Below are 12370 nucleotides of genomic sequence, written 5' to 3'. Positions count from 1 at the left end.
TTAGAATGGTACCCTTTTTTTTCTGTTACAGAACCGGAAACCACTTCCGTTAAATGCATATCCGGAAACCGCTTTTTTATAGAAAAAAACGTATAAAATAGCAAAAAATGTCAGAACTTTATAGATGGAGGCCGGCAACGGTATGGCGGTGTTTAAAACCATACAATACTCCGTTTAATGCTTACTATTAAGGAAGACAATATGAAAATAGCTTACGTTTGTTATGAAATTCAGCAACGCTATATAACGGCAGATGTTGCAGATGAAGACACACTTTTATTACACTATCTGCAGGAAAAAGGGCTGGACATTACCCGCGAAATATGGACCGATTCTAAGGTGAATTGGGCAGATTATAAAACGGTTATTCTGAAAGCGCCCTGGGACTATCACGACAAGATCCGGGAATTTACAGCCTGGCTGGACCGGTTGCACAACCTTGGCATACAAATACTCAATCCGTACACCGTTGTAAAATGGAATAGCGACAAACATTATCTGAATGATATTGCAACAGCCGGGCTCGGCGTTATTCCGTCACTTTTTATAGAAAAAGGAGAAAAACCGGATTTTGAAATGTTTTTCAGACACTTCAACAGTGATAAAATTATCTTCAAACCCTGCATCAGTGCCGGAGCGAAAAATACGATGGTGATTACTCCGGAAAATTGTGCGTCAATTCAGAAAGACGGTCATGCCTTGTTAGTAGAGGAAGCTTTTATTGCCCAGCCTTTTATGAAAGAAATCCAGACGGAAGGCGAGTGGTCCTTTTTGTTCTTTAACGGAAAATACAGTCATTGTATTGTAAAAAAACCAAAGTCGGGCGACTTCAGGATACAGCATTATTACGGCGGCACGATCCATGACGAAGCAATCGATAAACAGTATATTGAAACGGCACAGCTATATGTCGATAAATTTGCAAAAGGATGCCTGTATGCCCGTGTGGATGGTATTATTGCAAACGGGACCTTTTTGTTAATGGAATTGGAACTGATCGAACCGTTCCTGTTTCTGGAAAAACATCCGGAAGGCTTAGCACTGTATTATGAAGCGCTAATGGCATTGTTATAGTTGCTCACAGTCTAAATTATAGTAAAAGGAAAGGAATAATAATGAGGAAGGAAATAATCGGGAACGGCTTTTTTACCGTTCCGGTAGTGTTTTCAAGCACTGCAATACAACTATTGCTGGTGGTGATGCTTTTGGTTACGGCGAATAAAACACTAGGACAGGAAAATACAAAAACAATACTTGACAGGCATATCGCAAAAGGTTATGTTGGACTTTCCTATCTGAGATATGCACCGCGTGGTTTTCAGGATTACTACCTGTCCATACAGGTCAGGGAAGGAGGCGGAGCCAAAGCACTGTTGTTACAGCGCGTAAACGGAGCATTGAAGGAAATTGCAAACAACGACAAGATGTTTAACAGGGAATACCGCCCGATGCCGTCTTTTGGCGGAACGAATGAAGGCGGCGTAATGAGTATGGATCAGGATATCGTTATCTATTACAACGTATTCAATAAAGGCCAGTTTTTTGCTGTTTTCAGCCCGGATCAAAATGACGGAATGTTATACCTGGAGCGGTTCTATTCGCCGGAAGTCGGCAATATCTTTAAAACACAATGTGGCACCCTGAGCTTTAAAGATTTTGATATTACCGCATTTGCAGAAAAATACCTGCTTAGGCCGGTAAAGAATAACAATACCCAATGAAAATGAAAAGCAGCAATAAAATTGCCGTCCTGTTGTTTTGGATACTCGCGATTACCGGTTTACAGAATACCGGAGCACAAACCAGAAGTGTGTTTCAGGAAAACTTCACAAAGCAGCAGCTTAGCAAAAAATGGAATACAGTAAATGGCGATTGGCAGGTTAAAGAAGGGGCGGTTATAGGAACCCGAAACAAAGAGTGGGCTATACTGGTCAGTAATAAAACATTACCTGAGAATTATATCCTGACCTTTTCGACCTTAGTCGATCCAAATGCCTATTTGTTTGAAGTGATTACCAACCTTCACGAAGAAAAATATGTGGGGATATTGTTAAACCAGCTTGAAGACCGGGTAGCGATAGAAGATCGTTCGCTGTATAAGCATCCTGCAACACGATATATCGAAAGTACCGGAAATATCGGGAAACTTCCCAAGGTGAAATTCCTGATGGAATACCGCTGGCTGGACTGGAAAATTCAAAAAGCCGGAAACCAGCTGTTTGTATGGCTTAATAACGAAGCGGTAATAGTGTATACCGATACGGCTGCGATTCTTAAAGCAGGAGGGAAATTTGGTTTTGCGGTTAACGGTGCCGTTACACTAAAAAATATAGCCTTGTATAAAACAAAAAAGGAAGCCACATTGCCGCCGGCAGATTTTCAGATGAAAAACCCTTTTGAAAAACCGTTCTTCCTTTTCTCAGAATAAACAGGGAACGAGGGTTTTTGTTTTCTGAAATTCCGATAAATGAAATTGTATTTTTAATAAAAAACGCCCGTATTTACGGGCGTTTTTCAGGAGGGTGTTAATTTTTTATTTGCAATCATTGTATTCGTTAACAATATTAATAAGATTTTCTGTGTTTTTCAAATCAAAAGCACCATTTTTAATCTCTGCAGCTAACTTTTTACAACCGGACAGGTATTCTGCCAGTTCTGTCGACAATTTATCGTTGTTTCTTTTGTCGATCATCTGACCCACATCCTTGTTCTTTAACCGGATTACAAAACGGTCTTCTTCAACCGGATCCACCAAAAGAGTGTTGTCTTTACTGGTGTATAAAGTTTTGTAGAAATAAGCATTGTTAAAACCCAATGACATCGCGTTCGATAACTTTTTCATGGCATCCCCTTTTACTTTCATGCCCTGGTAACGGGTTTCGGTACCGTCTTCATTGATAACATAAAATGTAGTATTGTCTTTTGCCGATAGGGTAATGGTACGCTCTTTTCCTTTTTCATTCAGGTATTTAACCGAAACGTTTTTACCATAATTGTCAATAGCATCCACTACCTGGGTATCGCCGGTCTGGTTAATATCCAGTTTTTCAAACTGGGCGGTTAACGTACCGCTGTATTTTACCCCTTTTTCATCAATGGCATAACCTTTCACGTTGTAAATGTTTTTACTTCTGTCTTTCGCCAGCTTTATTTTTTCATTCATCAGGTTGCGGTTGTAGGTTTTCGCCTGATGTCCTAAAGTAATATCGCGGTAAACCAGTTCGCCTACAAGGTCTTTAATGAAAATGGTATTATCGGGTCCAAAACGCTTTTCTGCCTGATAGGTAAACTTACTGTCGTTAAACAGGGTTACGTTTACATCATTATTGGCATTACCGGTAGCATTAGCCGTCGCCACCAGAACGTTGTCCAGATCGTAAATGCTGATGGTGTTATTGCTGCCAAAAGCGGTATAGCCAGACGAAATTGCTTTTCCTACAATAGTGGTACCGGCTGTTCCGCCAAAAAGGATCGTACCGTCGTTTTTAACAAAAGGTTTGTATCGGGCTATTTTATCCTGTTTGTCTTTTTTGGAAGCCACCGCTTCTACTTTTGCTTTCAGGGATTTATCGCTGATGCTTTCTCTTTTCGTGGCAAAGAAAGCCTCTATTTTCTGTTTGTTGAAACCGTTAGCGTCAAATAAGCCGTACTTGACAGTTAGTAAATGCAGTACTATTTTCGTTGGGCTCAACGAATTGATCAATACCTCATAAGGGATTTCTGTTTGCTGGGAACCGTCGGCAGAAGTAACAAGCAGCCATTGGTTGATAATGGTTTGCCCTTCCGACATACCTTTGTATTCCACGGTAAATTGTTTTACGCCGTTTAAGTCGAATAATTCATACTGGTCACGAACCTGATCTTTCAGGATGGCAACTTCTTTTTCATCAATCAGAACACGGTCTTTTTTTGTTTTGATCTTTTGGGAAAAAGAAATCAGGGGGCATAAAAGAAGGAGAAGAATAATTTTTTTCATGTTTGGATTTTAGGATTAATTGAGGATAATAACTAAAGCACCAAATATAGGATATAAAATTTCATAACATATTGATTTATATGTAGAAATAACGAAAAAAAACACTCGCGAATAACGAGTGTTTTTTAATATTGTATTTTGAGTGGCCTTTATACCGCGCTGGCTATTGCTGCAAAATCGTCAGCTTTTAATGCCGCACCGCCAATCAGTCCGCCGTCTACATCCGGTTTCGAGAAAATTTCTTTCGCATTTTCAGGTTTAACGCTGCCACCGTACAAAATAGATACGTTTTCTGCCACTTCCTTGCCGTATTTGTCGGCTATGGTCTGACGGATAAACTGGTGCATTTCCTGAGCCTGATCCGGTGTTGCTGTTTCTCCGGTTCCGATAGCCCAAACCGGCTCATAAGCCAGCACAATGTTTTCCCAGGCTTTGGCATCCAGATGGAACAAACCGTCTTTCAGCTGGTTTTCAACAATATTGAAATGCTGTTTGCTTTGGCGGTCTTTTAGTTCTTCTCCAAAACAAAAAATAATACGCATGTCGTGTTTTAAGGCTGTATCGGCCTTATTGGCTAATAACGCATCCGTTTCATGGAAATAAGCACGTCTTTCGGAGTGCCCCAGTATCACAGTGCTCACACCGATGCTTTTTAACATGTCGGCAGAAATTTCGCCGGTAAAAGCACCACCTTCAGCCTGGTGCATGTTTTGTGCAGCCACGCCAATATTGGTGAATTCTAAATGTTGCACGGCCGAAGCCAGGTTTACAAACGTTGGCGCAACAATAATCTCTACCTCTTTATCAGCAGGAAGTTTGTCGATTAATTCGTTTAATAAGTCTTCGGTTTCAAATGCATTTTTGTGCATTTTCCAGTTTCCTGCAACAATACTATGTCTCATTATTTTAAAGTTTTTAATGTCGTAATCAGCGTTTCATCGTCAGCTTCAATAGCTTTGAATAACGCAATTTTTCCTTTTTTGTCCACTACCATATAGCGGGGAATCCAGTCCAGTTTTATCGATTTGCCAAAAGCACCTTTCATACCGTCGGTTAACAGGTAGTGTTCACCTTTTACATTGTATTTTTCAATACCTTTTTTCCAGGCTTCCGGTGTTTTATCGGCAGAAATGAAAAGGTACACTACATCTGTAAATTCATTTTGTAGGTTCACCACTTTCGGCATGCCTTTAATACAGTCCGGGCACCAGGAAGCCCAAACGTCAACCACTACGGTTTTGCCTTTGTATTTCTTTAAAACATCTTTAAAGCTGATCTCGCTACCCTCCGGGGTAACCATTTTGTAATCCAGACTCTCTTTGGAGAATTCTTTCGGTGTTTGTGCATTGGTACAGCCAATTGTCATAAACAAAGTTAAAACGAAGGCAATTATGTTTCTCATAAAATGGGGTTTAAAATTTATTTCAGCTATAAAAGTATAAAATCTTATGTGAAGAAAATGTTATTGTAATTTGATTTTCGGATCCAGATAAGCATAAATGATGTCTACCAGGATGTTGATCACGACAAAAGTTGCCGCAATAACCAGAACAGCACCCATAATTACCGGTAAATCCAGGGTATTCAGGGCATCAACAATTTCTTTTCCAAGACCGTTCCATCCGAAGATATATTCGACAAAAACGGCTCCGGCCAACATGGAGGCAAACCAGCCGGATATAGCGGTAACTACCGGATTTAAAGCGTTTTTCAGCGCGTGTTTCCGGATAATGCGGATTTCACTTAAACCTTTGGCACGGGCGGTACGGATGTAATCCTGGCTCATGACTTCCAGCAAAGAGTTTCGCATCAGCTGAATCACAACACCCAAAGGGCGGATTCCTAAAACAACAGCCGGCAGTATAATGTTTTTCCACTGAATGTAAGTTCCGTTTCCAAAATCGTCTACTTCATACAGGCTTCCGGTCATGTTTAAATGCGTATAACGGTGCAGCAGAAAACCAAAAAACCAGGCAAATAAGATAGCACTGAAAAAAGAAGGAATACTCATTCCTAAAGTGCTCACCAAAGCAATAAAACGATCCAGCCAGGTATCTTTATAAATGGCGGAAACCACACCCAGTATGATTCCGATAACGATCGCGATCACAATGGCAAAGAAAGCCAGAACTGCCGTATTGGGCAGGGTATCTCCGATAACCTGCGATACTTTTTTTCCGCTTTTCTGGAAACTTTCCCTTAAATAAGGGGTTTTTAAAACCACCTGGTTGCTGCCAATGGCAAACAGGGAAACAGCATTGTATTTTCCTTCGGAAAGGAAGGTGTATTCATCGCTGTTTTTGCTGTGAAACGAAATGGGGGACAAGTCGTTCAGATAGTAAAGGTATTGTGTTCCAACCGGTTTGTCGAAACCGTATTTCTTTTTAACCAGCGCCAGCTGCTCTGAATTTTCATTCTGATCGAGCATCATTCGTGCCGGATCGCCGGGCAGGACATTGAATAAAAAGAATATGACTGTTATCACTCCGAAAAGTGTTAACAGTGCATATCCGATTTTATGGAACAGGTATTGTATCATGTAAATGCTGTTTTATTTCAAAACAACATCGGCAATGTCATTCCAGTGCAGTTTCTGTACGATGGTTCCTTTTTCGAGAACAACAATGCTCGGGTTCGCTCTTTCAATTGTTTTTAAAGCGGTACCGTCACAGAAATAATAGTCAAATGTTAATTTGTTATCGGCTTTTGCTTTTTGGATCGTTTCATCATTTGAAGCAGTCATACCAATAACTTTATAGCCTTTTGCTGCCGCTTCTTTAGAGAATGCTTCCACTCTTTTTAAGCCTTCCGCATTTGCTTTGGTCAGATCATAAGAAATAAACATAATCAGTTTTGGCTCGTTCAGCATGGCTTCGGTAAAATTCTCCCCGTCTTTTTCAATGGAAAAATCGTGAATAGGCGGTTCGTATCCTTTAGAGATCAGTTTATCGTCACGACGAACAAATTCGGCACCAGCCGGCAGGCTCATCAGCTGTTTGTCTGTAAAAGTCTGTTCCGCTCCGTTTACTTTGTACACAAAATTCATTTCATAAACCGATTGTGGAGCGCCTTCCGGAATTTCCATTCCTTTCTGAATGTTGGTTCCTACTTTATAGGCTCTGAAATCTTTTAACGGTAAATGGTTCAGTACGTAATACCCCATAAACAAACACAGCGAATAGCTCACAAATACGGTTAGTGCACCAACAGTACTGCTAAACAGCGGTTTGATCAGTTTCTGGTTAAAGAATAAAATCAGGATGAATACTAACAGTACAATATCTTTAGTAAAGGATTCCCACGGTGTCAGTTTCAGGGCATCTCCAAAACAACCGCAATCGGTTACCTTGTTGAAATAAGCAGAGTAGAAGGTCAGGAAAGTAAAGAAGACAATCATGAGTAGCAAACTCCACATGGTAAACTTCGGTTTAAAGCCCAGAAGCAGCGCGATACCCAGAACCACTTCAAAAACCACTACAAAAACGGCAATGATTAAAGCGTAGGGAATCAGGAAAGGCATATTCAGGACATTCTCAGCAAAATATTCTTCCAGCTTGAAGGAAAACCCCATAGGGTCGTTTAGTTTTATTAAGCCGGATATGATAAATAAAATGCCGACGAACAGGCGTGAAAAGGAAACTAAATATTTCATAACGGTATCTAAAAATTAGTGTATTCGGTTGGATTTGGAAGGCATTGTAAAGCCATCCGTTTTAAGCTGCTTTTCCCAAATGGATTAACGCAAAAACAGCATAGTTCAACATGTCCTGGTAATTGGCATCAATACCTTCGGAAACCAGTGTTTTACCTTTGTTGTCTTCAATCTGCTTCACACGCAGCAGTTTCTGTAAAATCAAATCGGTTAACGAGCTCACCCGCAAATCGCGCCACGCTTCACCATAATCGTGATTTTTGGCTTCCATCAGTTCTTTGCAGATCTTTACTTTTTCATCATACAGGACAACCGCTTTGTCAACATCCAGGTCCGGCTGGTCGGCAACGCCTAAATCCAGCTGAATCAAAGCCATAATCGAATAGTTGATGATTCCGATAAATTCGGAGGTTTCATCTTCATTGACTTTTCGAACCTCATTTTCCTGAAGACTGCGGATTCGCTGGGCTTTAATAAAAATCTGATCGGTCAGGGAAGGCAAACGCAATATACGCCACGCACTTCCGTAATCTTTCATCTTATTGCTGTATAGATTTCTGCAAATTGTAATAACCTTATCAAATTCCTGAGAAGTATTGCTCATTTTCTGTATATCTTTGTATGATAATTTTTTCAAAAATAAGGATTTTTTTCAGACGAAAGGAAATACTAAATCCGGAACGGCCTTTCTTTCCTGAAATCAAATTGTAATTAAATGACAATCAACTGTAAAGGTAAACTTATTGATTTGACTTCCCCGAAATGTATGGGGATTTTAAACAGTACGCCCGATTCGTTTTTTGACGGTGGAAAATATAAAAGCGACGCTGATTTTTTAAATCAGGTAGATAAGATGTTTACTGAAGGCGCAACGTTTATTGATATCGGTGCCTATTCGTCCCGTCCGAATGCCAATTTTGTAACAGAACAGGAAGAAATTGACCGTATTGTTCCGGTGGTTCGTTTAATTACCAGCCGGTTTCCGGAAGCAATACTTTCTATAGATACTTTCCGGGCTAAAGTAGCCGAAGCAGGTGTGGCACATGGTGCTGCAATCATTAACGATATATCCGGCGGTTTGCTGGACGAAAAAATGCTGGAAACGGCGGCAGCCTTACAGGTTCCGTATATCATGATGCACATGCGGGGTACGCCGCAAACGATGCATTCGCTAACGGAGTATAACGATATTGTGAAGGAAATGCTGCTGTATTTTTCCGAAAGGATAGCCCGGGCCAGAAGTCTGGGCATAAACGATATTATTATTGATCCCGGTTTCGGTTTTGCCAAGACCGTGGAACAAAATTATGAAGTACTGCAAAAACTGGAATTATTCCGGATTTTAGAATTACCTTTAGTATCGGCAATATCCCGGAAATCGATGATTTATAAAACATTGGATACTACTCCAGCGGAATCATTGAACGGAACTACCGTTTTGAATACGGTTTCCCTGCTGAAAGGAGCAAAAATCCTGAGGGTTCACGATGTTAAAGAAGCAATGGAATGCATACAACTGGTTGGTAAAATACAATAAGATATGATGAAATACGGAATGATTTTAGCGTTTTTGATGTTGTTGTCCTGCGGAAAGGACAAAGAGATTTTGTTACCCAAATCGAATACAACACTGGTTAAGGATATCGAAGATATTTCTCCGATTTATATTTTATTCCAGAAGAAAGGCAACGATACGATAGCCGAAGTAGACAAACAGACCATTATTTCCACTACAAACTGGGTATTCAATGTAGACAAGCGTCTTCCGTTGAAACAGGTGTTGCCGGAAGTGATCAAACTGCAAAACAGAAAAGGGCAGCAAAGCGGTAAAGACAAAAAGGAAAACTATTATTCGTATGCCGACAGTATCGGTAAGAATATGGCGTTTATTCCTTTTACCCAAGTGGTTTATTCTCTGGAAAAACAAAAAGAATTTGAAGACCAGCAGGCGGCTACTCTGATTGTAAGATTTGACAAACACAATAAGCTGACCTGTAACGGCAGTGATTTGAAACTGTCAACCTTTAAAGAAAGCCTGCAGCATTTTTACAGTGACAAACCCATTGTTATTTACCTGCATTTTGACAAAGAACTACCGTATGAATTTTATATAACCGATAAAATATTCCTGGCTGGTTTAAAACTGAACAATGTTACGTTTTCGGCTAAGGAGTATGTTTATTGATGGTGATATGGCTCGTTGCGTAAAATGGTAAAACCCCTGTACAATTGCTCAATAAAGAACAGGCGCACCATTTGATGCGAAAAGGTCATGGAAGAAAGCGATATCTTTCCCTGTGCTTTTTTGTAAACTGTTTCGGAAAATCCGTAAGGACCGCCAATAACGAATACTAAGGTTTTAACACCGGAATTCATCTTTTTCTGCAACTCTTCGGAAAAACCGACACTGGAAAACGTTTTTCCGTTTTCATCCAGTAAAATCAGCTGATCGGTTGCCGAAAGCCGCGCTAATATCAGTTCACCTTCTTTTTCTTTTTGCTGGCTTTCTGATAGATTTTTGACATTTTTGATATCCGGAATGATCTCCAGGTCAAATTTGATATAAAACGATAAACGTTTGATATAATCGTCAATTAAAATCTGCAGGGACTTGTTGTCGGTTTTGCCAATAGCAAGAAGCTTTATATTCATTTTAGCGGTATTTCTGCAAAAATATAAAGAAGTTGGTCTTGAACCATATTCCTGCTGTAAAATCGTTGGTTTAGTTCGTGATGTGAACTTTTCTGGCAGCTTTTATCCATTTGCCTTTAACCAGTTTTTCCTCTGTTATCTCAAGGGTGTTATCTTCAGAAAGGGAAAAGGATTCTTCATAGAAGTACACTTTAACCAGTTCTCCGTTCCGGTATTTATAATGCTCTGTTCCGTGAGTTCCGGCACTGGCCCGGTAAAATGATAGTATTGTTTTGGTTTTGCTGTCAATCTGCAACTGCGGTAAGTAGGAAAGGATTTCATCAAATTCGAACTGTTTGGTTTTGGGATTGAAGATAAAGATGTTGGAGATATTGTTCGGGCCGGCTCCGCCAGTGTAAGCGCTGGTGAGGATGTCGGGATAACCGTCAAAATTACAATCGATTAAACGGATAAATCCGCTGATGTTCTCTCCGGAATAACTGATTCCGCATGCAATGTCGAATTGCTGTACCCGTTTGTTGGTTTTGGTATCCATTACTTTGACGGCAATAGGAAGCAGCATGCCTTCTTCGGCGGTATCTGTCGTGGTGTTGACAAAGAAATAATAATCGGCTGTTTTTTCATTTTGGACAACCCAGTGTGGCGGGTACATGTCATCTTTCAGGATATAGCCGTTTGTTTCCACTAAATAGCTGCGGTATTGCGGTTGCTGATCATATAAATATCGCCCTACCGGACTGTCATCCCATTCTGTTTTTTGCGTAAACATACTCACGCTGAACCAATCGTCATCGGCTTCTTTTACAGCCATATAGTCACCGTATTTAAGACTGCCGATTTTAGGTCCGGTATTGCTGCGGTGCTGGTATACCGGGACTTGAAGAGTATCGTTGTTTCTGAGGATATCAATAAAACGGTGATTGAAACCGGTATGCTGTTCAAATTTTTCGGTAGGCTGGTTGATCGTCAGGTGGTAACGCTGTTCGACCGTTTTGCCTTTTGGCGTGACAATTGTATCCTGAGTGATTGTCTGTACAAGTGTATTGTTTTGGTCGTAGTAGTCCCCTTTTTTCAGCGGAACCCGGCAGGCTCCGATCCGGAAAGTATTTGGATAAAGCCTGAAATAGCAGGCGTCGCGCCAATAGTGATAATTAAAGTTCTGGTCGGCGGAATAATTCGTCAGTGTGGTGTCTTTAAGTGTGGTATAAAGACCTCCCAGGGTGTAATGTAACTGTTGCTGACTGCCGTCTTTTAATGTGGCAAATCCCAGATCGGTCTGTCCGTCATACGGAACTTCCGGATCAATAATAAAAAGGATCTTTAATTGTTTTTTAAGGGAATCTACCGCTACTATGGCATGCTGAATGTTTGCTTCTGTAAAACCGGGAATGTGCATGGCATTATAGGTAACCGAAGTATAATCGCGATAGATGGATTTTTTAGAGGGAACAGCGCTTAATTCCTGAATGCGGTAAATCCCGGAAGCGGGTATTTGAGAAAAAGCGGAAAAGGCAATAAAAAGCAGGCAGAATGAGTATAAAAATGATTTCATGGCATTTACGGATATAGTACTATAAAGATACTAAAAAGGAATCTTTTATTGTACTGTAAATGCTAAGAATTAGCGTTCCGCCTCAATGATAATCAGTCTTTTAACACGAAGGATCAGTTCTTTCGGATTGAATGGCTTGGCAATGAAATCGTCGGCTCCTAACTTGAAACCGTTGGTAACCGTATTTTCTTCTTCTCCTAAAGCGGAAAGGATGATAACCGGAATGTTTTTGTAGTTTTCTTTTACAAAATTAGTAACCTCAAGCCCGGATTTAAAAGGAAGCATTACATCGGTAATGACTAAATCGGGTAGTAAGGACGGGATTTTTTCAATAGCCTCAGCACCATCTTTGGCTATCGTCAGGCTGTAACCTTCTTTTCTGAGGATAAACTCAAGGATATTAATAGTAAGATTGTCGTCTTCGACAATTAAGATTTTCTTTACAGAACTCATGGGGTAAATCTGTTAAAAATAATTGTGGTTTTATTTTTTGCAAAAATATAGCTAATTAACGTAAAGGAGGGCGCTTTTTTGTTAA

Annotated in this window: 14 protein-coding genes; 5 read left to right on the top strand and 9 right to left on the bottom strand. The window is 40.3% G+C overall.

The window, feature by feature from the left end:
• The first annotated feature begins 177 nt into the window (after window positions 1-177).
• The 3 genes from HW120_RS17025 to HW120_RS17015 are packed head-to-tail and all read left to right on the top strand — an operon-like array spanning window position 178 to window position 2428.
• Window positions 178-1074, top strand: coding sequence for an ATP-grasp domain-containing protein (locus HW120_RS17025; protein WP_218618734.1), 897 nt, complete (start codon window positions 178-180; stop codon window positions 1072-1074).
• A 41-nt stretch (window positions 1075-1115) separates the two neighbouring features.
• On the top strand, window positions 1116-1721 hold the full coding sequence (locus HW120_RS17020) for a hypothetical protein (RefSeq protein ID WP_177735793.1): 606 nt from the start codon (window positions 1116-1118) through the stop codon (window positions 1719-1721).
• Window positions 1718-2428: a hypothetical protein gene (locus HW120_RS17015; protein WP_177735791.1), complete on the top strand. Its 711-nt coding sequence runs from the start codon at window positions 1718-1720 to the stop codon at window positions 2426-2428. The genes HW120_RS17020 and HW120_RS17015 overlap by 4 nt, the downstream gene beginning before the upstream one ends.
• 105 nt (window positions 2429-2533) lie before the next feature.
• Here the strand turns inward: HW120_RS17015 and HW120_RS17010 are convergent, their stop codons facing one another.
• The 6 genes from HW120_RS17010 to HW120_RS16985 form a co-directional block, all read right to left on the bottom strand.
• Window positions 2534-3976 carry a hypothetical protein gene (locus tag HW120_RS17010; protein ID WP_177735788.1) on the bottom strand — a complete coding sequence of 481 codons (1443 nt, stop codon included), beginning with the start codon at window positions 3974-3976 and terminating at the stop codon, window positions 2534-2536.
• Between the two features lie 149 nt (window positions 3977-4125).
• Complete coding sequence (gene tpiA / locus HW120_RS17005) at window positions 4126-4878, bottom strand: triose-phosphate isomerase (protein WP_177735786.1); 753 nt, start codon at window positions 4876-4878, stop codon at window positions 4126-4128.
• A complete protein-coding gene (locus tag HW120_RS17000) occupies window positions 4878-5378 on the bottom strand; it encodes a TlpA family protein disulfide reductase (RefSeq protein ID WP_177735784.1) in 501 nt (166 codons plus the stop codon). The genes tpiA and HW120_RS17000 overlap by 1 nt, the downstream gene beginning before the upstream one ends.
• Before the next feature lie 60 nt (window positions 5379-5438).
• Window positions 5439-6515, bottom strand: a complete 1077-nt coding sequence (locus HW120_RS16995) for an ABC transporter permease (RefSeq protein WP_177735782.1) — start codon at window positions 6513-6515, stop codon at window positions 5439-5441.
• Window positions 6516-6527: 12 nt separating this feature from the next.
• A complete protein-coding gene (locus HW120_RS16990) occupies window positions 6528-7628 on the bottom strand; it encodes a BT_3928 family protein (RefSeq protein ID WP_177735780.1) in 1101 nt (366 codons plus the stop codon).
• Between the two features lie 61 nt (window positions 7629-7689).
• Complete coding sequence (locus tag HW120_RS16985; protein WP_177736454.1) at window positions 7690-8232, bottom strand: DUF1599 domain-containing protein; 543 nt, start codon at window positions 8230-8232, stop codon at window positions 7690-7692.
• Between the two features lie 111 nt (window positions 8233-8343).
• Between HW120_RS16985 and folP the strand changes: the two genes are divergently transcribed.
• A complete protein-coding gene (gene folP / locus HW120_RS16980) occupies window positions 8344-9165 on the top strand; it encodes a dihydropteroate synthase (RefSeq protein WP_177735778.1) in 822 nt (273 codons plus the stop codon).
• A 3-nt stretch (window positions 9166-9168) separates the two neighbouring features.
• Entirely contained in the window at window positions 9169-9813 is a 645-nt protein-coding gene (locus tag HW120_RS16975; protein ID WP_246297010.1) for a hypothetical protein, read from the top strand.
• Here the strand turns inward: HW120_RS16975 and rlmH are convergent.
• From rlmH to HW120_RS16960, 3 genes are all read right to left on the bottom strand, one after another.
• On the bottom strand, window positions 9807-10280 hold the full coding sequence (gene rlmH / locus HW120_RS16970) for a 23S rRNA (pseudouridine(1915)-N(3))-methyltransferase RlmH (protein ID WP_177735776.1): 474 nt from the start codon (window positions 10278-10280) through the stop codon (window positions 9807-9809). The genes HW120_RS16975 and rlmH overlap by 7 nt on opposite strands.
• A 70-nt stretch (window positions 10281-10350) precedes the next feature.
• On the bottom strand, window positions 10351-11832 hold the full coding sequence (locus HW120_RS16965; RefSeq protein ID WP_177735774.1) for an XAC2610-related protein: 1482 nt from the start codon (window positions 11830-11832) through the stop codon (window positions 10351-10353).
• 69 nt (window positions 11833-11901) lie between these two features.
• Complete coding sequence (locus HW120_RS16960) at window positions 11902-12285, bottom strand: response regulator transcription factor (protein WP_177735772.1); 384 nt, start codon at window positions 12283-12285, stop codon at window positions 11902-11904.
• Between the last annotated feature and the right edge of the window lie 85 nt (window positions 12286-12370).

The organism is Flavobacterium inviolabile (genome assembly GCF_013389455.1).
Lineage (GTDB): Bacteria > Bacteroidota > Bacteroidia > Flavobacteriales > Flavobacteriaceae > Flavobacterium > Flavobacterium inviolabile.
Note: the sequence above shows the minus strand (reverse complement) of the source record. Positions and strands in the feature narration are given on the sequence as shown.

Excerpts from the sequence above, each read along its gene's own strand:
- HW120_RS16975 (WP_246297010.1), top strand. The coding sequence starts at position 9,169 with ATGATGAAATACGGAATGATTTTAGCGTTTTTGATGTTGTTGTCCTGC.
- HW120_RS17000 (WP_177735784.1), bottom strand. The coding sequence starts at position 5,378 with ATGAGAAACATAATTGCCTTCGTTTTAACTTTGTTTATGACAATTGGC.
- HW120_RS16985 (WP_177736454.1), bottom strand. The coding sequence starts at position 8,232 with ATGAGCAATACTTCTCAGGAATTTGATAAGGTTATTACAATTTGCAGA.
- HW120_RS17015 (WP_177735791.1), top strand. The coding sequence starts at position 1,718 with ATGAAAATGAAAAGCAGCAATAAAATTGCCGTCCTGTTGTTTTGGATA.
- rlmH (WP_177735776.1), bottom strand. The coding sequence starts at position 10,280 with ATGAATATAAAGCTTCTTGCTATTGGCAAAACCGACAACAAGTCCCTG.
- folP (WP_177735778.1), top strand. The coding sequence starts at position 8,344 with ATGACAATCAACTGTAAAGGTAAACTTATTGATTTGACTTCCCCGAAA.
- HW120_RS16965 (WP_177735774.1), bottom strand. The coding sequence starts at position 11,832 with ATGAAATCATTTTTATACTCATTCTGCCTGCTTTTTATTGCCTTTTCC.
- HW120_RS16960 (WP_177735772.1), bottom strand. The coding sequence starts at position 12,285 with ATGAGTTCTGTAAAGAAAATCTTAATTGTCGAAGACGACAATCTTACT.
- HW120_RS17025 (WP_218618734.1), top strand. The coding sequence starts at position 178 with ATGCTTACTATTAAGGAAGACAATATGAAAATAGCTTACGTTTGTTAT.
- HW120_RS16995 (WP_177735782.1), bottom strand. The coding sequence starts at position 6,515 with ATGATACAATACCTGTTCCATAAAATCGGATATGCACTGTTAACACTT.
- HW120_RS17020 (WP_177735793.1), top strand. The coding sequence starts at position 1,116 with ATGAGGAAGGAAATAATCGGGAACGGCTTTTTTACCGTTCCGGTAGTG.
- tpiA (WP_177735786.1), bottom strand. The coding sequence starts at position 4,878 with ATGAGACATAGTATTGTTGCAGGAAACTGGAAAATGCACAAAAATGCA.
- HW120_RS16990 (WP_177735780.1), bottom strand. The coding sequence starts at position 7,628 with ATGAAATATTTAGTTTCCTTTTCACGCCTGTTCGTCGGCATTTTATTT.
- HW120_RS17010 (WP_177735788.1), bottom strand. The coding sequence starts at position 3,976 with ATGAAAAAAATTATTCTTCTCCTTCTTTTATGCCCCCTGATTTCTTTT.